Annotated in this window: 18 protein-coding genes and 2 tRNA genes; 10 read left to right on the top strand and 10 right to left on the bottom strand. The window is 51.1% G+C overall.

The genetic code is table 11. The features are described 5' to 3' along the window. The first annotated feature begins 23 nt into the window (after positions 1 to 23). On the top strand, positions 24 to 1,943 hold the full coding sequence (gene mnmG / locus AWQ22_RS05705) for a tRNA uridine-5-carboxymethylaminomethyl(34) synthesis enzyme MnmG (protein WP_065710450.1): 1,920 nt from the start codon (positions 24 to 26) through the stop codon (positions 1,941 to 1,943). On the opposite strand, the gene AWQ22_RS05700 is transcribed toward mnmG, so the two are convergent. After that, the gene (locus AWQ22_RS05700; protein ID WP_065710449.1) at positions 1,940 to 2,299 is read right to left on the bottom strand and encodes a ferredoxin; all 360 of its coding nucleotides are present in this window, start codon (positions 2,297 to 2,299) and stop codon (positions 1,940 to 1,942) included. The two genes, mnmG and AWQ22_RS05700, sit on opposite strands and share 4 nt — an antisense overlap. Positions 2,300 to 2,388: 89 nt before the next feature. On the opposite strand from AWQ22_RS05700, the gene AWQ22_RS05695 reads away from it, so the two are divergent. From AWQ22_RS05695 to bcp, 4 genes are all read left to right on the top strand, one after another. After that, complete coding sequence (locus AWQ22_RS05695; RefSeq protein WP_065710448.1) at positions 2,389 to 4,986, top strand: ATP-binding protein; 2,598 nt, start codon at positions 2,389 to 2,391, stop codon at positions 4,984 to 4,986. Positions 4,987 to 5,169: 183 nt separating this feature from the next. Beyond that, on the top strand, positions 5,170 to 5,688 hold the full coding sequence (locus AWQ22_RS05690; protein WP_084448963.1) for a response regulator: 519 nt from the start codon (positions 5,170 to 5,172) through the stop codon (positions 5,686 to 5,688). Between the two features lie 59 nt (positions 5,689 to 5,747). After that, positions 5,748 to 6,641, top strand: a complete 894-nt coding sequence (gene speB, locus AWQ22_RS05685; RefSeq protein WP_065710447.1) for an agmatinase — start codon at positions 5,748 to 5,750, stop codon at positions 6,639 to 6,641. Between the two features lie 132 nt (positions 6,642 to 6,773). Beyond that, a complete protein-coding gene (bcp, locus tag AWQ22_RS05680) occupies positions 6,774 to 7,253 on the top strand; it encodes a thioredoxin-dependent thiol peroxidase (protein WP_065710446.1) in 480 nt (159 codons plus the stop codon). Here bcp and AWQ22_RS05675 read toward each other — a convergent pair. After that, entirely contained in the window at positions 7,250 to 8,038 is a 789-nt protein-coding gene (locus tag AWQ22_RS05675; protein ID WP_065711648.1) for an RNA methyltransferase, read from the bottom strand. The genes bcp and AWQ22_RS05675 overlap by 4 nt on opposite strands. Before the next feature lie 71 nt (positions 8,039 to 8,109). Beyond that, positions 8,110 to 8,195, bottom strand: a tRNA-Leu gene (locus AWQ22_RS05670). 217 nt (positions 8,196 to 8,412) lie between these two features. Between AWQ22_RS05670 and murA the strand changes: the two genes are divergently transcribed. Beyond that, on the top strand, positions 8,413 to 9,729 hold the full coding sequence (gene murA / locus AWQ22_RS05665) for a UDP-N-acetylglucosamine 1-carboxyvinyltransferase (protein WP_065711647.1): 1,317 nt from the start codon (positions 8,413 to 8,415) through the stop codon (positions 9,727 to 9,729). A gap of 194 nt (positions 9,730 to 9,923) precedes the next feature. On the opposite strand, the gene AWQ22_RS05660 is transcribed toward murA, so the two are convergent. From AWQ22_RS05660 to ubiE, 5 genes are all read right to left on the bottom strand, one after another. Continuing rightward, positions 9,924 to 10,856 carry an Hpt domain-containing protein gene (locus tag AWQ22_RS05660; RefSeq protein ID WP_065710445.1) on the bottom strand — a complete coding sequence of 311 codons (933 nt, stop codon included), beginning with the start codon at positions 10,854 to 10,856 and terminating at the stop codon, positions 9,924 to 9,926. A gap of 142 nt (positions 10,857 to 10,998) precedes the next feature. Beyond that, complete coding sequence (locus AWQ22_RS05655; RefSeq protein ID WP_065710444.1) at positions 10,999 to 12,189, bottom strand: 1-acyl-sn-glycerol-3-phosphate acyltransferase; 1,191 nt, start codon at positions 12,187 to 12,189, stop codon at positions 10,999 to 11,001. A gap of 164 nt (positions 12,190 to 12,353) precedes the next feature. Next, positions 12,354 to 12,440, bottom strand: a tRNA-Ser gene (locus AWQ22_RS05650). 87 nt (positions 12,441 to 12,527) lie between these two features. After that, positions 12,528 to 13,247, bottom strand: coding sequence for a metallophosphoesterase family protein (locus AWQ22_RS05645; protein ID WP_065710443.1), 720 nt, complete (start codon positions 13,245 to 13,247; stop codon positions 12,528 to 12,530). A 16-nt stretch (positions 13,248 to 13,263) separates the two neighbouring features. Then, a complete protein-coding gene (gene ubiE, locus AWQ22_RS05640; protein ID WP_065711646.1) occupies positions 13,264 to 13,968 on the bottom strand; it encodes a bifunctional demethylmenaquinone methyltransferase/2-methoxy-6-polyprenyl-1,4-benzoquinol methylase UbiE in 705 nt (234 codons plus the stop codon). A gap of 128 nt (positions 13,969 to 14,096) precedes the next feature. Here ubiE and AWQ22_RS05635 point away from each other — a divergent pair, with 128 nt between their 5' ends. The 3 genes from AWQ22_RS05635 (at position 14,097) to AWQ22_RS05625 (ending at position 16,635) form a co-directional block, all read left to right on the top strand. Beyond that, positions 14,097 to 14,570: a hypothetical protein gene (locus AWQ22_RS05635; RefSeq protein ID WP_232321507.1), complete on the top strand. Its 474-nt coding sequence runs from the start codon at positions 14,097 to 14,099 to the stop codon at positions 14,568 to 14,570. 101 nt (positions 14,571 to 14,671) lie between these two features. Beyond that, entirely contained in the window at positions 14,672 to 16,030 is a 1,359-nt protein-coding gene (locus tag AWQ22_RS05630) for an anthranilate synthase component I (RefSeq protein WP_065710442.1), read from the top strand. A 137-nt stretch (positions 16,031 to 16,167) separates the two neighbouring features. Next, positions 16,168 to 16,635 carry a ubiquinol-cytochrome c reductase iron-sulfur subunit gene (locus AWQ22_RS05625; protein ID WP_065710441.1) on the top strand — a complete coding sequence of 156 codons (468 nt, stop codon included), beginning with the start codon at positions 16,168 to 16,170 and terminating at the stop codon, positions 16,633 to 16,635. Here the strand turns inward: AWQ22_RS05625 and AWQ22_RS05620 are convergent. Beyond that, complete coding sequence (locus AWQ22_RS05620; protein ID WP_198166524.1) at positions 16,632 to 17,480, bottom strand: carbonic anhydrase; 849 nt, start codon at positions 17,478 to 17,480, stop codon at positions 16,632 to 16,634. The two genes, AWQ22_RS05625 and AWQ22_RS05620, sit on opposite strands and share 4 nt — an antisense overlap. A gap of 241 nt (positions 17,481 to 17,721) precedes the next feature. Then, entirely contained in the window at positions 17,722 to 18,090 is a 369-nt protein-coding gene (locus tag AWQ22_RS05615; RefSeq protein WP_012306720.1) for an AbrB family transcriptional regulator, read from the bottom strand. A 250-nt stretch (positions 18,091 to 18,340) separates the two neighbouring features. On the opposite strand from AWQ22_RS05615, the gene AWQ22_RS05610 reads away from it, so the two are divergent. Then, complete coding sequence (locus tag AWQ22_RS05610) at positions 18,341 to 19,342, top strand: succinate dehydrogenase/fumarate reductase iron-sulfur subunit (protein WP_065710439.1); 1,002 nt, start codon at positions 18,341 to 18,343, stop codon at positions 19,340 to 19,342. The last annotated feature ends 34 nt before the right edge of the window (positions 19,343 to 19,376 follow it).

The following is a 19,376-nucleotide window of genomic DNA, read 5'->3' as shown; positions in this document are numbered from 1 at the left end:
CAATCATTCCCCAAAACAAAACAATGCTGCGAACCCCCGTTGATTTTCAAGATGAGTTTGATGTCATCGTTATTGGTGCTGGCCATTCCGGTTGTGAAGCGGCCTTGGCCTCGGCTCGTTTAGGTTGCCGCACGCTGATGTTGACCCTCAACCTCGACAAAATTGCCTGGCAACCTTGTAACCCGGCTGTCGGTGGCCCCGCAAAATCCCAGTTAACCCACGAAGTGGATGCCTTGGGAGGGGAAATCGGTAAGATGGCAGACCGCACCTATCTCCAAAAGCGGGTGCTCAATGCGTCCCGGGGGCCAGCCGTCTGGGCCTTGCGCGCCCAAACCGATAAACGCGAATATGCCGCGGTAATGAAAAATATCGTTGAAAACCAAGATAATCTTGTGATTCGCGAGGGGATGGCGACGGATCTTGTGTTAGGCGACAACGATGAAATTTGTGGGATTCAAACCTATTTTGGGACTTGTTTTGGGGCCAAGGCTGTTGTCCTAACAACGGGGACTTTCCTTGGGGGCACGATCTGGATTGGGAACAAATCGATGCCTGCGGGCCGGGCCGGGGAATTTGCCGCAGTGGGCATGACGGAAACCTTGAACGAGTTAGGGTTTGAGACGGGGCGCTTAAAAACAGGCACCCCCGCCCGGGTGGATCGCCGTTCGGTCGATTACAGCAAAATGGAAATTCAACCGGCGGACGAAGAGGTACGGTGGTTCAGCTTTGATCCTGAAGCCTGGGTAGAGCGTGAACAAATGCCCTGTTACCTGACTCGAACAACCCCAAAGACCCATCAATTGATTAAAGATAATCTGCACCTGTCTCCCATCTATGGTGGCTTTATTGATTCCAAAGGCCCCCGTTATTGTCCGAGCATTGAAGACAAGATTGTCCGGTTTGCTGATAAGGATTCCCACCAAATTTTTATTGAACCGGAAGGGCGCACGATTCCAGAGCTTTATATCCAAGGTTTTTCGACGGGACTGCCCGAAAGTCTCCAGTTACAGATGCTCCAAAGTCTGCCGGGGATGGAAGATTGTGTGATGCTCCGCCCAGCCTATGCGGTGGAATATGACTACTTACCTGCAACCCAGTGTTACCCCACCCTGATGACCAAGCGCGTCGAAGGTTTATTTTCAGCGGGACAAATTAATGGCACCACGGGCTACGAAGAAGCAGCAGCCCAAGGGATCGTGGCAGGCATCAACGCGGCGAAATTTGCCCAGGGTCAGGACATGGTTGTTTTTCCCCGGGAACAAAGCTATCTAGGCACTTTAATTGATGATCTGTGTACAAAGGATTTACGGGAACCCTACCGGATGCTGACTTCCCGTTCGGAATATCGCTTGATTCTCCGTTCCGATAATGCCGATCAGCGGTTAACGCCCCTGGGCCGGGAGATTGGTTTAATTGGCGATCGCCGTTGGGCTTTGTACCAAACGAAGCAGGAAAATATTGCGGCCGAAAAAGAACGACTCCACACGGAGCGGGTCAAAGAATTGGATCCCTTGGGTCAGAAAATTGCGGCGGATACGGGCCAGAAAATCAAAAGTTCTGTGACCTTAGCGGATTTATTGCGGCGACCCAAGTTCCACTATGCCGATCTCGCCAGTTATGGCTTGGGGAATGAGGCGCTCACCCAGGCAGAGCAAGCAGGGGCAGAAATTGATATTAAATATTCTGGTTATATCAAGCGGCAACAAAACCAAATTGACCAAATTAGCCGCCATGCGAATCGGAAGTTGCCGGAAGGTTTAGATTACTTGACGGTGGAAACCCTGTCGATGGAAGCCCGGGAAAAATTAAATAAGGTGCGCCCCCTCACCATTGGTCAGGCCACACGCATCGGTGGCGTCAACCCGGCAGATATTAATGCGTTGCTGGTTTATTTGGAGGCACAACATCGTCAAAAAAACGCCCAGGAAGCCGTTACCTCCTAAATCAACGACCCTGGGGGATGAATTCTGGGGTTAAGTTTTGCTCGCACGGGGTTAGCGATGTCTCGATGCCCTAGGGGATCGCCTTGGTGGAGCGCGGCACAAATATGGGGCACATCGGCAGGAGTTACCTGGCAATACCACACCTCTGTGGGTACCAGGCGCACAGTCACACCCAAGTGGCATTGGCCTTGGCAGGGACTGGCGATCGCCAAGACCCGTGGCGGTAGGGATGCCCGCTGAAAAGCCTGAAGAATTAACGCACTTCCCCGCTCAAGACAACTCCGGTGCTGACAAACCAAAAGATGGTGATCGCCGGGCTGACCGGGTGGAATAATGGTCAAACTTGTTTGGGACATGACGAAACAGGACACAGCAGGGGGCAGCGGGCAATTTTTAAATTAGGCGCGACAATGGGGATGAGCACTGATCTATCGCAACCGGGCCAATGACCTATCTTCCGCTGGCACAAGCATCAACCCTGACAAAGTCATTACTCCATATTTTGATTGTAGGGGAAGATTTAGGGCGATCGCCCCTGGAGGATTGCCTAGAGCAAATTTCTCGGTGGGATCTGAGTTGGCGATCGCAACCCTTTGTGACCCCCCTAGAACCCGCCGATTTGATCATTCTCTTTTGCCCTGAGGCACTAACCGAAATATGGCTTGATCAAAGCTTGGCCCTGGCACTCCCGGTGGTGGTGATTACCGCAGCTCCGCTCCCCAAGCAACCTGGCTTGATCGCAATTCCCCCTGGAGAGCTATCGCCGTTGACCCTAGAACTCGGTTTTCGGGCTGTGCTCCAGGAAAAATCCCCCGACTTGGTGCGTCAGCCAGCCCCCCGTCCCCTAGAAACCCATCTCCAGCTCACCACCATTCTGGTCAAATTTTCCCAGGCCCTTTTCCGTCCTGAAGCCACCCTAGATAAGGCCTTGGGAATTCTGGGACGCCACCTCCAGATGGAGCGGATCACTATTTTTCAATGGCATTGGGATGGGGCAGGTCAGATTAATTCGCCCCCCAACATTGTTGAACAATGGTCATATGACGGTTCTCCTCCTTGCCAAAAAAAGGTCGCAGAATTTCCCCTCCACTGGTGGCAACAACTCCTAGAGCTTGGTGATGTCGTGGCGATCGCCCACCAGCACCAAGACCCAAAATTAGTTCCCCTGTTGGAATTTTTAGATGTCAAGGCATTTTTAGGACTACCGATTTTTGACCACCAAGGCCACCACTGGGGTCATTTAATCTTTACCAGCGAAGTAGCCCGCGCCCATCCCTGGTCAGCCCTAGAGATTCAAGCCCTAAAGATGGCGGCGGAACTGCTCCACCACAATTTGATCCGCACTGCTACCCAACGGGAACTAGAAGCCTCCGAAGCACTCTACGCCGGGATTGTGACCCATTCTGCGGAGGCTATTTTTTTGATCCGTGTCCACCGGGCGATCGCCATTACTGCTGCGGCTCCCGTTGACCTGACCGAATTGGTGACTGAGTTTACCTTTGAAATGGTCAACCCCACCTACTGCGAAAAAATGGGGGTTTATCCCCGGCAAATCATTGGGAAATCGCCCCAAACCGTCTTTCCTGAAAAGCTGGCGCAACAACTGTGTGATTCTTTCCAGGGTTGCCTCGAAATTGGTGAAACGCTGTTGTTTGAAGAAGTGATCGAACTTCCCGACAGCACCCAAATTTGGCGGACTTGTCTGATCCCGATCCGCGATCGCCAGGGTACCATCCAACAGATCCAAGGCAGCGCCCGGGACGTCACCGAAGAGCGTCAACTGGAACTGACCAAAATGCGCTACAGCCGCCATCAACATATGTTGGCTTCCTTGACGGTTAAAATTTTGCGCTCCTGGGATATGGACAAAATGTTAACCACGACGGTGCAGGAACTCCGCAAAACCCTCCAAGCTGACCGGGTGATTTTTTGGGAGATCTTAAATGAAACTGAAGGTAAAGTGACGGCGGAGGCGACTCACCCCAATGTCCGCTCGATGCTCCACCATCGGTTTCCCCTGGCGGCCTTTAACCGGGGCGATTTTGATCTATTTCGCCAGGGAGAACTCCAGACCTGCATCGACGTAGAAGCCGCAAAGTTTCCCCCGGCCCACGATGCTATGCTTCGGGAATATGGCGTTGTCGCCTACGCTGTTTTACCTGTCCTCGTGAGCGCCATGGATGATCCCGAAGGAGAACCGCGGCTAAAGGGTTTGATTTGTGTCCAGCAGTGCCATTTTCCTCAAATTTGGAATGCCGATGAATTGCATCTCCTGCGCCAGCTCATCAATCAAATTTGCATTGCCCTCAACCAGGCGGAACTACTGCAACGCCAACGCCATTACACCAATGAACTGGCCCGTTCTAACCAAGAACTCGAACAGTTTGCCTATGTGGCGTCCCATGACCTCCAGGAACCGCTGCAACTGGTGGCTAATTATGCCCAACTGCTAGCCCGTCGCAATGGCGATCGCCTGGATGAGCGTTCCCAACGATATCTCCAGCACATCACCACGGGCACCCGCACGATGCAAACGCAAATTCAAGACTTGCTGCGTTATTCTCGCCTGAATACCCGTCAAAGTAAACCGGAACTGGTGTCTATGGAGGATTGTCTCCAACGGGCGATCGCCAACCTCAAGCTCAAACTCAAGCGGACTCACACCCAACTCCACTGTCCCAAAACCCTCCCAGAAGTCCTGGGTGATGGGAGTCAACTCCAAAGCCTCTGGCAAAATCTCCTCAGCAATGCAATTAAATACCGGGGCGATCGCCAACCCAAAATCACGATCAACGTCACCGAGACCGAACACCACTGGCAGTTTATGGTCGCAGATAACGGCATTGGGATCGATCCCAAACATCAGCAGCGCATTTTTCAAATTTTTCAGCGGCTCCACACCCAGGAAGAATATCCCGGCACTGGAATTGGTCTCGCCATTTGTCACCGCATTGTCAAAATCCATGGGGGCGATATTTGGGTCACCTCCCAACCCCAGGCAGGGGCAACTTTTTACTTCACGCTGCCCATTTATCACCATTGAGTGATTAATTAACGGCAAGTTGAGGGGCGATCGCCTTTAGCCGCAAAATAACAGAAAAATTTAAGGCATCCGCAGGGTCATGCCCCTAGGTAGGTTCGATACCATTGAGATCGGTAGTATATTTTGAAAAATTTAGAGTCATCGTAGCCTAGACCCTTTCTTTGGCTTCTAACCCCAACGCCCTTGACCCAAACGCCCAACGCCCCCATTTATTCTGCTTGTTCCTTGACCGCCATCCAACGCTCCATTCTGATGGTGGATGATCAACCTGGCTATCTGGAGTTGATGGCAGAAGTCGTCGAAGAATACTTTCCAGAATTGCACCTCCAAACAGCCCCCAATGGTGAACAAGCCTGGCAGTTTCTCAATCAAGGACAAGCCCTCGCGCCGTCGGCAGCCGAGAACCAGAGCCATTGGATTTATCCCTCCCTAATCATTTCAGACTTAAATTTACCCAAAATATCCGGCGTGGATCTCCTCCATCGCATCAAACAAGATCCTTATCTCCAGGCGATCCCGGTGATTATTTTTAGCACCTCCCAGGCCGAACAAGATATCCTCCGTTGCTACCAAGCCCAGGCCAATTGCTTTATCACCAAACCTAGTAATGTGGATGATTTTTTTACCGTGGTGCAGCAAATCATTGCTTTTTGGTTAAATTTGGTAACTTTACCCCATTTTCCCCCGCAAGAGATCCCTTGAGACCGTTTTGACGTATAGTTTTAGGTCTATTTTTCGGTTATCGCGGTTAGGGAATATCTATGTCTCAATTTGTCTTACAAGATTTCATTGGTTCTGAAGTGGAACGGAGCTATACAGAATCTCCGGTGGTGATTTTGCCCATTCCCTACGAAGCGACAACCACCTATCGCAAAGGTTGTGAATGGGGGCCAGATGCACTTTTAGAAGCGTCCCACCAGCTGGAATGTTATGACGATGAGTTGCGCCGGGAAACTTGTTTTGATGTGGGGATTTTTACCCATGGGGCGATCGCCGATACGCGCCAGAATCCTGGAATGTCCGCCGAGGAAATGTTAGCGGTCACCAGCGAAACCACCCAAAATCTCTTGCAAGATGGCAAATTTGTAATTGCCCTGGGGGGAGAACACGCCATTACTACAGGGGTCGTGAAAGGTCATCTGGAGTTCTACCAAGAACCTTTTACGGTGGTACAAATTGATGCCCATGCGGATCTGCGCCAGAGCTACGAAGGTTCTGAACATAACCATGCTTGCATTATGCGACGGGTAATGGATTTGGGGTTGCCGAGTTTGCCTGTGGCGATCCGGAGTCTCTGTCGAGAAGAAGCGGATTTATTGGCGGCGAAGGAAATTCCGGTGATTTGGGCATGGGATATGCAACATGATCCCAACTGGATCGAAACGGCGATCGCCAATATTAAAACGGAAAAAGTTTTCCTCACCATTGATCTAGATGGCATTGACCCGACCCTCATCGCTGGCGTCGGCACCCCTGAACCCGGTGGCATGGATTGGTACAGCACCCTGCGCTTTTTGCGTCGCCTGTTTCGGGAAAAACAAGTGATCGGCTGCGACATCATGGAACTGGCCCCCTTAGATGACTCTGTGGTTTCTGAGTACACCGCCGCCAAGCTGGTGTATAAACTCATCGGCTACTGGTACGAAAATCGCTAGACTTTTCCCAAGGATTGGGTCGTCTGGAAAAATCTTGGGGCAATGTAGGGCTTCGCTCAAAGCTCACTCTAGAGATCTGCTTTGGCCTAAGGAATAATACAGTTATGAATTTTCAAGTGAATGCCTAATTCCATGACGACCCTGACGATTGGCCAAGCAGCCCCTGATTTTGCCCTCACCAATGCCCAAGGTGAAGCCCGTACCCTGGCGGCCTACAGTGGCAAATGGCTCGTTTTTTATTTTTACCCTAAGGACAATACCCCCGGTTGCACCACCGAAGCCCTAGACTTTACGGCCCTTGTCCCCGAATTTACCGCCTTAGATGCCGTGATCGTGGGCGTGAGTCCCGATTCGGAAAAATCCCATGGCCGCTTCATTGAAAAAAAAGAGTTAGCCATCGAACTGTTGAGCGATCCCGACCATCAAACCGCCGAGGCCTATGGGGTCTGGCAACTGAAAAAATTTATGGGCAAAGAATATATGGGGATTGTTCGCAGTACGTTTTTAATCAATCCCCAGGGTCAAGTGGCGGCAATTTGGTCAAAGGTCAAGGTTAAAGGCCATGCTCAAATGGTACTGGAGACGCTCCAAACCCAACTGTCAGGAAATTAGGGAAGAGTTTGATGATCCCGCTGGCGACGGGCTTCGTAAAGCATCAAGGCACAGGCGATCGCCACATTGAGCGATTCTACTCCCGGCCCCATGGGAATCTGTACCGTTTCGTTGGCGAGGCTGGCGATCGCCGGGGACAAACCAGCCCCTTCATTGCCTAATAAAATCAAACTCGGTTGCCGCCAATCCACATCCCAGTAGGTTTTAGTTGCCTGGGGGAGCGTTGCCACAATCTGTACTCCCTGGGCACGATACCGTTGTAGTTGTTCAGCAAAGGTGGGGATAACCACAGGCGTCGTCTGGAACCAAGCCCCCACCGAAGCCCGCAGCACCTTCGGGTTACTGGGATTGACGCTGTCATGACTCAACAACAGACCATCGACCCCTGTCGCCGTTGCCGTGCGAATAATGGTTCCCAGGTTACCCGGATCCTGGAGTCGCTCCACGGCTACCCCCAATTGGAGGGTTTGGGGCGGCGTCTGGGAAATGAGCGCCTGGTCGAGGGTGGCCACAATGCCATCAGGATTCACCGTGGTTGCCACCTTTTGCAGCACCTCTTCTGAAACTAAGGTTTGGCGATCGCCTTTGAGTTGACTAGCCAGTGCCGGATATTTTGTCTGCCAAGCTGCCGTAAACAGTACCGTCTGGAAAGAAAATCCCTTGGCGATCGCCGCCTCGATTAGATTGGTTCCCTCCAGTAACAAACGACCCTGTTTCTGCCGCTCCCGCCCTTGGTGCAGCTTACGAATCTCCTTGACCAGTGGATTTTGTAAACTTGTGAGCATCTTTGCCCCCATCGACCTTACCGTTCTCGTCAAAAGGCTTCAGGCAAGGCAAACAACTTTTGTCGGTTAGATGCGGAACGCGAGACTTGAACTCGCAAGGGATAAAACTCCCACTAGAACCTGAATCTAGCGCGTCTACCAATTCCGCCAGTTCCGCAGGTAAATATGTAATTACACAATCAACAATTATTACTTGAAGAACGAAAAGCGTCAAGCCAATTGCCAAAAGATTATCTATTACCAAGAAACCTATTCTAAACCGTGAACAAAAAAGTGTAATTCTGAGCAACATAGGCCAAGACTTTCCGGTAGAATCAAGACGAAAATTTGACAAAATTTCCCCCATCTTCTTTCCATTTGTGGAGGATCGACCCATTAAAACTTCTGCCCCCCTCACCCCCACCCGTGCGACCGCTGAAACCATCCTCAAAATTGAAGGGCGACATCCCCTCAGTGGCGAGGTTAAAATCAGTGGCGCGAAAAATTCTGCCCTGGCGATCATGGCGGGAACCCTACTCTGTAGCGATCAATGCCGTCTGACAAATATCCCGGATTTAGCGGATATTAAACGGATGGCCGAAGTCATTGCCGCCCTTGGGGTACAAATCGTTGCTACCCCTGGCAGCCTTGATTTTGATGCTCGCCACCTTAGGACAGCAGAAGCGCCCTACGAATTGGTTTCCAAGCTGCGGGCGAGCTTTTTTGTCATTGGCCCACTCCTGGCCCGCCTTGGGGAAGCAAAAGTGCCGATGCCGGGGGGCTGTGCCATTGGTGCTAGGCCCGTAGATCTCCATGTACGAGGTCTCCAGGCGATGGGGGCCGAGGTAATTATTGAACATGGGGTTGTCCAAGCGACAGTCAAGGGAAATCGACGACGGCTCCAGGGGGCCAAAATCTACTTAGATTATCCGAGCGTTGGGGCGACCGAAACCCTGATGATGGCGGCAACCCTCGCTGAAGGGGAAACAATTATTGAAAATGCCGCCCAGGAACCAGAAATCGTTGATCTGGCAAACTTCTGTCGGTCTATGGGGGCATACATTAGCGGAGATGGCAGCAACAAAATTGTGATTCAAGGGTGCGATCGCCTCCACGCTACCGACTACCCGATTATTCCCGACCGCATTGAAGCTGGGACTTTTCTCGTGGCCGGGGCCATTACCCAGTCAGAATTTAGCGTCTTTCCCGTCGTCCCAGACCATCTTTTACCGGTGATTGCCAAGCTCGAAGCAACGGGGACAAAGGTGATTGCCGAAGGGCCGAACCGTCTGCGGATCAAACCCCAAGGGATTCTCCGGGCGACGGATATCGAAACCCTGCCCTATCCTGGTTTCCCCACGGATATGCAAGCCCAGTTCATGGCGTTGCTCACCCTCTGTGAAGGGAGCAGTGTCGTCACGGAAACGGTTTTTGAAAACCGGATGCACCACGTCGCAGAATTTAAGCGCATGGGGGCGGATGTCAAAGTCAAGGGCAATAACGCCATTATTAAAGGGGTACCTTTTTTGTCTGGGGCTCCCGTAATGGCGACCGATCTCCGGGCTTCAGCAGCCTTGGTTCTGGTTGGTTTAGCGGCTGAGGGCACAACGATCATGCGCGAGGTACACCACATGGATCGGGGCTATGATGACCTTGAAGGGAAGTTTAAGGCTCTAGGGGCAAGGATTGAGCGTCTGACCACGACCCTCTAACCAATCTGTCAATTTCTACTCAGTTTAGAAAAAGCAAGGAGGTTCAGCCCCAGGGTTGGGCCTCTTTTGTTGTGATTATCTCAAACATTGATACAGGTATTTCAAGCATTAAGAGACTGGCCATTCACTACCCAGGGGGCGATCGCCATAGTGATTTTCGTGATTCGGGTGCAGTTCGGAAACTTTGCAGAATACTAAGCGCGATGTTTCAGGGCCTGCACCAATTGGGCCAGTTGGGCTTCGCTAAAGGCACTGTTCAAGATTTGGGCGGCCTCCTTGGGTTCTGTGGGAATCAGAATGTAGGGGAGTTGGGCGATCGCCAAATTTTTTAAATCCGTTGGCAGGCTAATACGCTCTGGTTCGTTGCGTTCTAAGTGGTCAGCAGCTTCTTTGATGCTTTTAAGCACAATGGGGGCGAGGGTCGAAAAACGATGGGCGGGATTGGCGATCGCCTTATGACTTGCTTTGAGTAATTTTTGCCAAGGTTTCGCTTTTTTATTCAGTTTAGCCAGTTCAATACAGAGCTTTTGGAGTTGCTGGCGGCATTCTGGGGTGGCATCCTGGCGAAATAGTCCCAACATTTGCTGCAACAAGCCACGAACTTGCGGCCCAAAGGAAAACCCCATAGCAGTTGCTGATCCAGTGGGGGCAGGCGTTAGCGGCGGCGGCGCAACCTCTGGAGCAACGACAGGATTACGGTTGTCGCTGACGGCGAGACGATCCAAATACTTTTGTAATTCGCTGAATTGAGGGTCAGCCTCCGCCATGATTTTCTCAATTTCTTCTTCCTGGAGGCCAAAGGGACTTTGTAGCTTTTCGAGGAGCTCTTGGAGCACATCGTAGGCATTCAGAAAAAGAGACTTTAGGGTTTCATCGACGGTAATCGTATTGTCCTTAAAGACCTTGAACGCATCTTCGAGGCGGTGGGCCGTTTTTTGGATGCTCGTGTAGCCCAACATCGCTGCCCCCCCTTTTACTGAGTGGGCGGCCCGGAAAAGTTCATTGACCCGTTCGGTATCATCCACCACCTCCGACAGCTCCAGGATGCCCTGTTCTAAGGTTTCAAGGTGTTCTTTGGCTTCTTCAATGAAATAGCCGAGAATTTTTTGTTGACTGGCGGCATCCACAGTAGATTCTCCTCACACTTTAGGGCTGGGGTAGAAGGGATTGAGAGGCGTCTTAATCACCCTGTTTTAACGTTATCAAGGAACGGTGATTTCAGCTTAGATCGATGGTTGGTTTGGGGGAATTTTTATTTTTGCCAATATTCTAAGGATGATAAATCATATCGAGGAGGTTGTTCTGCACTTCGTACTGCATTGCGTCTGTGAGTTGCTGCAGGGTGCCCTGGCGATCGCCTTTATATTGGGCCACATAATCCTGGAGATTAATCGGTGTGCCCACCCGGAGCCAGCTCTCGTGGAGTCCCTTGGGCGCGGGGATTTCCACCCGAAACACCTCCCGTTCTAGGCGAGTGAGGGTATCGATAAACCGTTCAGGGCTTGGATGATCCCCCACATAGCCATCGTAGATCGCATCGAAGTTCAGCAAACGCACCGTTGTTTGGTAGAGGGCTTCATAGGTGTCGAGGTCGAGGGCCATCTCCCCATCGGCTTTTTCGATGAGGAGCGCCTGCATTTTATAAACCCGTTCCCGGAGCGGGAAATCCTCTGGAAAATTTAGGCCCAATTCCGTTTCACAGAGACTGAGGGCTCGGTTCCGAATGCCCTCAATCCGGTCATTCCAATCATCATCGGCCGCCGGAGTGAGGTTATATTCTGCTTCTAGTTGCTGCATCACCACCTGGGCGACCCCCCGCAGACGGCCATAGGGTTCGGGGTCACTGGGGGGAATTTCTAGTTTCTGCTCTAGGGTTTTGAGGCTCTGCTGAATAATCAGTTCAGGGGCCTTGAGGTAGCGATATTTGATGCTAATGGGCACCAGATAACAGGGAGGAAACTGACCCTCTTGTTTGGCGATCGCCAACATCGCTTGCATGGGCAACTGGATCGCCCCGGTGCGAAAGGGCATGATCGCATCATTTTGAAAGGAGCAGCCCCCCTCCGGAAAAATTACCATCCGGGAGCGTTCCTGTTTCAACAGATCTAACGTGTGGGCAATACTGCGGCGATCGCCAAGGCCCCGACGAATGGAATAACAGCCCATCTTTTGCAAAAACCCGGCGAGTTGCGCCGTAAAATTTTCGTAGGCCACCAGGTAATGGAAGATTTCTCCCAACTGGGCCGAGAGCAAAAATAGCACCAAACCATCGTCAAAGGTGGGGTGATTGGGCATAAAGATCACGCGCGCATCTCCCAAATCCCGAATCTTACCGAGATCTGCCTCGCTCACCCGCAATTTCAGTTGATATTTAAAACGCCCTACCCAATAGGCAATACTTTGCACTAAACGTACGAGCATCGGCTCAGTTTGGGTCGGGAAAAAATCAGGTTTAGACATGGAGACAGAATTATTTTCAGGCAAGCGCTTCCCATTATTTTGCCTAAATCCATCGCCCCGGCGCAGGAAAATATCCCAAAAATTTTATTTATTCACAAATGGGGGAACTGAAAATTGGGGCGACGACAGTCCGCTATTTGAAAAAATGAGTTAAAAAATCTGTACGGAGAGGGGGGGATTCGAACCCCCGTCCGAGTTGCCCCGAAACCTGATTTCAAGTCAGGCGCATTCAACCGCTCTGCCACCTCTCCAAAAGTGATGAGCAGAAATATCATAGCGTGAATCTCGACTGCTGATCGGAAAAATTCTAAGAAAACCTGTGCGGCCAAGGCTGGCGACTAGAACGATAAAAAGGGTGTAACGGCGATCGCATCTAGGGGGAGTTGGCGTTTTTCGGCGGTGTGGCTATTGACTTGATAAATTTGGCGCTGGTCAATATCAAAGGCCGTTAACCAGCCGCTTTTGGTGTGGTAGACCCCGGTGTCAATGTCCAACCAGCCCGGCCCCTGCACCACCTGTCCCGGTTGTACCCCCGGAAAAGTGAAGGTGATCGTATGGCCGACAATAATCAGCTTATTGGCAAAGTAGGGCTGGGTCATGGAATGGAACTCACTGCGCACCCAACAGAATTGTTCCGCCCCCTGTTGCTCGATGGGTAGGTGGGGGGAAAGGCCCGCATGGACTAACCAAACATCCCCTAGATCGAGGTGGGTGGGCCGCTGGCGCAACCATTGCAAATGTTCGGCCGGGATGCGGTGGTTATAACTTTGGAGGGTATTCGCACCGCCGCTATGGTACCAGGCGATAAAGGTTTCTTGCTGGACGCTGCCATCGTTGGCGATCGCCTCTAGCATCATCATTTCATGGTTGCCGAGGAGAGACTGATAGGAACTACGGCGCACAAACTCAATAATGTCTGCACTTTTGGGGCCTCGGTCAATCAAATCACCGAGGAAGTAAACCGCATCTTCTGTTCTGGGCGCAACCAGCTCCAGCAGGGCCATCAACGTATCGTAATGACCATGCACATCTCCTATACAGATTCGTCGCTGACCCATGTGTCCCCTATCCCCGTCACTTGGTAGCCACTAGTACACCCATCATATCGCCGACGATGCCGTAGTGAATTGCGTTCCGAAAGCCCGCTTCTTTAGCCAGTTTTTCTTGGGTTTTTCCGGTGGGAAACCGTTTGATACTGGGTTGAATGTAGGCGTATTCGGGGGTGAGCTGAAATCGTTCTGCGAGGGGCACCACAAAGCGATCCAGATACCATTGTTGAAACACTTGTTTCCCAGGATTATCCGGACGGTGAAAATCTAAAATAGCCACTTTTTTACCTGGTTTTAACACCCGCTGTAATTCCCGGAGTGCCTGGGGAATATCGGTAACATTCCGCAGCCCATAGCCCATAGTCGCCCCATCAAAATGATTGTCAGGGTAGGGTAAAGCCAGAGCATCTCCTTCCTGCCACTGGATATCGAGGTGAGGACAAAGACGGTTTTGTTTTTGGGCGGCGATCGCCAATTGTTGGCTCGCAAAATCAATGCCAACGGTTTTACCGTAAACGCCGACGGTTTTCGCCAGCAGTAAAGTTAAGTCACCACTGCCGCAACACACATCCAGGGCAAGATCGCCTCCGGTAACGCCACTCCATTTCACCGCCATTTTTTTCCAAATGCGATGCTGACCGAGGCTAATCCATTCATTGAGCGCGTCATACTGGGGCGCAATGCGATTAAAAATTCCTTGGATTTCAGTGGCAGCGTTCGGTTTGGACATGGTTTGGGGGGCGATGGCTCTCCCTGGGAGCAACAATGGGGGATGTTCAGGGGATTCAGTTGAAAATTTTTAAGCTAATGTAGCAGGCGTTAAAGACATTCAGCCATTGTAAAGAAATACGGGTAGAGATGTCTTGTTCTAGCGCTGGGATTTGCGAAAAAAATGAGGCGATCGCCTTAAACTGGGGAACTAGATTGTCAATTTTTTCCACCCTGATTATTCAATCATTGAACTTGCCCCTGGAACTGCCAATGTCCCAAACCACGACAGAACCCTTTAAACCCCAGCAGATTGTTTGCTTAGCCGCTGGCGATCGCCGCTTATATGGTGCTGTTATTCAATTTATTGAAGCCCAGGCTAGCTATTGGCTACGGCCGCTGTGTTTGTTGAGTGCAACCGCCGAGGCCCCGACCCCCCTCCACCGCAGCGCCGATATCATTATTGCCGCCCCAAAAATTCGTGCCGCCTTGGATACTGAAATTCTCGATTGCTGGTCAGTGCTCTATGATGACTCCGGGGACTATGGCGACAATGTGGCTGGTCGCAAACTGGTGCAAGATTTTCTGCGTAGTCTGGATTGGGGTAAGGCCACCCAAGGATAGCTGGCTCAAAAAATTAATCCGCTTTTGCGGTGTTGACGACAATACCATCGCGCCAAAAAAGTATGTCAAAATCCTAGGGAGTTTTCCTTGGGGTTGAATGTATGTGGCATTGGCGATCGCAACCGTTAGCACAACGCACTGGTGCAGAAATTTTCACGCGACTATACGGCCAAGCCAAGATTGCCACCCTCCTCGAAAGCCCCTACCCAACCCCCAAGGATTATCCCCAGCTTTCCCGCTACTCCATTTGTGCCGGGGCACCGAGGGCCAAACAGCTATTTACGCCCGCCCTAGGGGAAATTACTGCTTGTTTAAAGCAGCTCCTCGCCACAAAAATAGATCCCCCGGCGGTGATCGCCCATTTGCCTTTTACGGGGGGATACCTAGGCTGGCTCGGCTATGACTTTGCCTGGGAGATTGAAACGCTCCCCTACGAAAATCCAGATCCCCTGCCTTTTCCCGTGGCCTATTGGTACCAGCCCGATTCCTTTGCGGTGCTTGACCACCACCAACAGGTGCTTTGGCTGGCGGCGGCCACCGTTGCGGATCTCGATCGTTTAACAACTCAACTCAGTCAACCGAGTGCATCCTCCGACCTTGATCAATCCCAAGTCGGCTCTGAAGCTCCTTCCCTTGAATTCCTCAGCGATCGCCAAGCCTACACCGATGCTGTACGCCAGGCGAAACAGTACATCCAAGCAGGAGACATTTTCCAGACCAATCTTTCCCTGCGCTTCCGTACCCAAACCGCCCATAGCAGTTGGGCCATTTATCAGCACCTCCAGCAGATCAATCCGTCCCCCTTTGCCAGCTATTGGCGATCGCCCTGGGGGGAGATGATCAGTTGCTCCCCAGAACGTCTGATCCAAAAACAGGGACGCTTTGCCCAGACCCGTCCCATCGGCGGCACCAGACCCAGGGGACAAACCCCCAGCGAAGACCAAGTCCTCGGCGAAGAACTGTTGCGGAACACCAAGGAACGGGCCGAACACACCATGTTGGTGGACTTAGAGCGGAATGATCTTGGCCGGGCCTGTATCTGGGGCAGCGTCGTGGTGGATGAGCAATTCGTCCTAGAACGCTATAGCCATGTCATTCACCTCGTTAGTAATGTGGTGGGGGAACTGGCCGCCGATAAGGATGCAGTGAATCTAATTCGGGGAATGTTTCCGGGAGGCACGATCACCGGTTGTCCGAAGGTGCGTTGTATGGAAATTATCGAAGCCCTAGAACCGGTGCGGCGCAGTTTATTTTATGGTTCCTGTGGTTACCTAGATCAACGGGGAAATTTAGATCTCAATATTTTGATTCGCACCTTACTTTATGTGCCGAATACCCAGGGGTCAGCCACCGTTTACGGGCAGGTGGGGGCCGGTATTGTTGCGGACAGTGATCCAGAGCAAGAATGGGCCGAGTCGTTACAGAAAGCGAAAGCCCAACGCCAAGCCCTCAATTGCTAAGGGGTTTTTCCGGGGCGATCGCCTATCGCAATCCCAATCTCCGCCATTTTCACGAAATCTCCATTAATCCGAAAAACGCCTTTCAAATTCGTTATAACAGTCAAGACATCATTTTCGACATCCCTTGAGAAACAATTATGGAACGCCGTCAATTTGTAGGTTTATTCGGTTTAGGTTTACTTGCGAGTTCTTTTCCGACAATTTTAGCCGCCTGTTCTGGTGGCTCGGAGTCAACAGCAGTCAGTGAAGTAGAAGATGCCGCAGCCAATGATGGGGCGATCGCCGAAGCAGAAGATGCCGCGAATCTTGTGGCTGATTTCACCGCCGTGGGGAGTCTCGATGCCAATGGTGAACTTTCCACAGAGGTCAATGGGCAGAAAGTCTATGTTTTCCGTAATCCCAGTGACCAGAGCCTTGTGGCCGTTGACCCCACCTGTAACCATCGGGGCTGTCCCGTAAAACTCGCCGATGCTGATCTGGTTTGTGATTGCCATGGCTCACGGTTTGCCTTAGATGGAGAACTGCTCCAGGGGCCAGCCACCGCCGGATTACCCCGCTACGAAGTCCGCGAAGAAGGCGAGAATATTTTCGTGAAAGTGGCCTAAATTTCCATTTTCTGACCCGGCACATAATACTGCACTTGATGGGTTGTCATTGTTTGGAGGGGGCGGGCGTTCGGTGCATACAGAGCTTGGTAATGTTTGATTTGCGCTGCCCCCAGGAAAATAGGTTGTGCCACAACCAACCAAGAAATCCCTTCCGTGCAAGGGGGAGTCGTCAAGGAGCCAACATAGCGAAAATAAGGGCGATCGCCTTGGGGGAGTAACGCTGCCGGGTCGAAATGAATCACCTGACTAGGATGGGTCTGGGTTGGCCACCGTTGCAAAATGTGGGCAAACGTCGGATTCATTGTTCCGGACTCAACCAGCACCGCCAAAACCGCGACTTCTTGGGGAGCGCGCCGATGGACAAAGTGAACTTCCATGGCATATTGTTTTCCCTGGACATGGTGCTCACTGGGATAATGAAAATGAATTTGCTCAAGCTTGTAGCGGTCAGCGCCGAGCTGTAGGGTATTATTCCCCGTCACTTGGATTTGTAAAGTGGTACTGGTCGCCTGGATAAGCCCGAGACTTGGTTGATACTGCCAAGGCAGCGACGCCCCCGAAACTGGAGTAGACGATTCAGGAAAAAGCGCCAAGGGTGATTGGGTTTTACCAACGGCACAGGTCTGGAACTCTGGTTGCAACTCGCCCCACCGCTGGGGGCCAAGATCTGCGTAATTCCAAGGGGTTGCGGTGGTTTTTGCGATTGTCAAAAACTGCGATTGAGGCGCCGCCCAAACAACCCATGAGCCCCACCATAAGGCAATGGCGATCGCCAAAATCACTCGCCCTAACATGATTCCAAATCCTTTCCCTGAAACCTCTAAACAATAAAAAAGAGCCATGGTGACCACAGCTCCCATCAAAATTAGCCAAAAATAGCTTTAAAAATCAAGCAACAGATTACCCGGAATCTCTACCTGTGATTTGTGCATCAACCGTAGAATTTTGTCGGAGAGAATCCATTAAGGCAGTTGATTTCTTCTAAATATCAACCCGTAGATTTAGTAAACCCCAGGAATGAAATCAGGCGTGTCAAGGAGGGACGCTAAAAAATCGCCAAAAGGCTTGACTATTGTTGCCTTTTTAGCCTTCGTTGATCTGTTTTAGGTGAATGTGCTTGTAGCCAATTTTAATTTCAAATTCATCCCCTGGTTTCAGGTTCATTTGATTCGTGTAAGTTGAACCAATGACAATTTGGCCATTTTTGTGAACACTTACCCGATAGGTCGGCTCTCTCCCACGGCCATCTTGACTGCCACCGGGGTCTAGGGGGAGTCCTTTTGCTTCAAGGACAGCATCATAAAAACCCGTCAAATTGACACGAGTCGAGCCATTTTTCGTACTGCTATATCCACAAAGCTTTGCTGTTTCTCGCCGGGGCAAATGGGATAATTCCTTTACTTTACTCAGCAGAGCCTTTCCTTTCAAAGGAGTTGTCGGGATGTCACTCATATTTCTAAAACGCTTGTTTTTTGAGTCTAAATTTTTGTCGGCAATAAACTTACCACATTTGTAAATATAACTGCAAAAATTCTGTTTTGCGCAGTTTTTTTAAAAAGTTTTTTAAAAGAGGCCCTGGGATTTTTTAAAGTTTTCGGAGTGGCGCTGATTATTTGTTAACTTTATCGACAATGATTTTAACTGCCGAATTCATCCCGATAGACTAGGAAGGGAAGAAATTTGTGGCAAAAAGAGGTTGGCCATGGACATCGCCTTCAATATTTTGCGCCAACGGCAACGAAACGTCGCACCAGAATTTTTCACTTATCAGCTTTCTGTGCCAGAAAGTACAACAATTTTAGATTGTCTAAATCAGATCAAATGGCAGCAGGATGGCAGTTTAGCTTTTCGCAAAAATTGTCGCAATACCATCTGTGGGAGTTGTGCCATGGGGATTAATGGCCGGGCGGCCTTGGCCTGTAAAGAAAATGTGCGCCAAGAAATTACCCGTCTACAAGGCACCGATTCTGATCCTGGAGCCATTCCCAAAATTACGATTACTCCCCTGAACAATTTTCCGGTGATTAAGGATTTGGTGGTAGATATGACCGCCTTTTGGCAACAGCTAGAAGCGGTAGTTCCCTATGTCCAAAGGCGATCGCCCCAGGTTCCCGAAACAGAATTTCGTCAGTCTCCCCAGGAGCGGGAAGCCCTAAACAAAGCCGGTAACTGCATCCTGTGTGGCGCTTGCTATGGCGAATGTAATGCCGTCACTGTCAACCCCGAATTTTTAGGCCCCCACGCCCTCGCCAAGGGAGAACGGCTGCTCAAGGATTCCCGGGATGATACGACTTCCGCCAGGCTAGATCACTACCACCAACCAGCAGTCGGCGTCTGGGCCTGCACCCGCTGTTATCAATGCAACTATGTCTGTCCGCAGGAAGTTGACCCCCTCGACCACATTACCCAAATCAAAAGTACCCTCCTCCAGCAAAAAGATCCCGCTGAAAGTCGTGCGGTACGCCACCGAAAAACCCTCCTTCACCTGGTGCAAGCTGGGGGATGGATCGATGAACGGCGTTTTGCCTTAATGGTGATTGGCCTCCAAAGCGTTGGTGAGATTTTTCCGTTGGGTTGGCGGATGTTGTGGCATGGCAAATTTCCCGTGACCTTCGAAGCTTCAGAAGGCACCAGCGCCGTGGCAGATCTGATGGCCCAGGTAATGGCTTCCAAGCAGGGAAGTCAAGATTATCCAGTAAAATGAGGGGGCTTAAATTAAATAAATTTTCTACAAAAAA

This window comes from Picosynechococcus sp. PCC 7117 (assembly GCF_001693275.1).
Classification (GTDB): domain Bacteria; phylum Cyanobacteriota; class Cyanobacteriia; order Cyanobacteriales; family MRBY01; genus MRBY01.
This window is presented reverse-complemented; position numbering and strand designations above follow the sequence as displayed.